Source organism: Dietzia sp. NPDC055343 (assembly GCF_053645265.1).
The window spans coordinates 1-1291 of record NZ_JBSHMJ010000156.1 but is presented as its reverse complement, the minus strand read 5'-3'; the positions used below and the strand labels follow the sequence as shown (position 1 = coordinate 1291).

1 protein-coding gene is annotated in these 1291 nt (G+C 71.0%); it reads right to left on the bottom strand.

The window, feature by feature from the left end:
• Window positions 1–1254 (bottom strand): DUF222 domain-containing protein (locus ACWIE7_RS19310; RefSeq protein WP_454070352.1); only part of this gene is annotated, 1254 nt, incomplete at its 3' end.
• Between the last annotated feature and the right edge of the window lie 37 nt (window positions 1255–1291).

Here is a 1291-nt window from a genome sequence, read left to right as displayed (position 1 = left end):
GTGGCGGCAGGTGCCATCCCGCAGCCGGATCCGGTGCGCCAGGGCTGCGGAGGGCCGGTACCGCAGCGCAGCGTCTCGGTCGTCCGCGGCGCCGGGGGTGGGGTCGATGTGGTGCAGGCTGGCGCCGTCGCTGCAGGCGAGCAGGTCCAGCAGGGACTGCAGGGCCGCTTCGCCGGTGCGGGCGAACTCCACCCGGGTGTGGTCTGCCCAGCGGTTGGCGTTCGCGCCGGTGGGGGCGATGACGGTGATTTTGGGCCGCAGCATCACCCCACCGGCAGCCGGTCCGTCCGGTGTGCCCGAGCCCGACGTGTCCGGCGTGCCGGAGCTGGTGCGGGTGTCGGTGCCGGCCGGGGTGGTGGTGTCGGCGGGTGTGGTGGTGTCGCCGCAGATCAGGGACATCAGGGCATCGGCGCGGCGTTGGGCCAGGCTGTAGGGCGCATCCGCAGCCCCGGGGCTAGCGTCGGTCTCGGTGTTGGGCCCGTTTGCGGCTGTGGTGTTGTCGGCGGGCTCGCTGGCAGTGGCTGCGGCGTCTTCTTCGGTGGCGCGGTCGGCGGCGACTTTCTGTTCGAGTGCTTCGGCCAGGACGGCGGCCTCGTCGGCGTGCAGGAGGGCGTGGAGGGTGGACATGCCGTCGCGGCCGGGGCTGATGCTGGCGCCGCGGTCGCGGCCGGCGTCTTTTTTGCGGGCCCGGACCGCGTTCGGATCGCGTGTGGAGATGATCTCGTCGGCCCGGTTGCGGATGGCTTTCATGCCGGGGCGTCTGCCGGCTTCGATGGCGGCCAGGTAGTCATCGACCACGTCCTGTTGGATCTGGTGCAGCAGTGCGGGGTCGACGAATTCCATCTGCCCGGCCAGGGCTTTGGCTGTGGCCTCCTCTAGTCGTCCCTGGGTCATCGCGGTGAGGATCGCCGGGTAGCGAAGGTGCAGGTCGGCGGCGAAGGAGATCATCGTCCCGGCTTTGTAGGTGGAGATCGCCAGCACCCGCACCAGGTGGGTGATTGCGACATCGGCGGCATCGAGGATCGAGTATCCGGGCCGGGGATCGTCGGGGTCGGTACCGCAGCCCGGGTAGTCCAGGCATGCGGTCATCAACTGGTGCGCTGCCGACAGTCGGTGCGCCGCCGCACGGTTCTCGGCCTCCCACCCCGCACGCGCAGCATCGGCGGCAACCGAGATCGCCGCCGCAGCGGCAGATGCGGCCGGACCGGTGGGCGAAGTCGGCGGGCCCGCCTTGTCGTCGTCATCCCTCTCCATCAGCCCCCACCTCCATCCCATCCCGCTTCGCACCTAC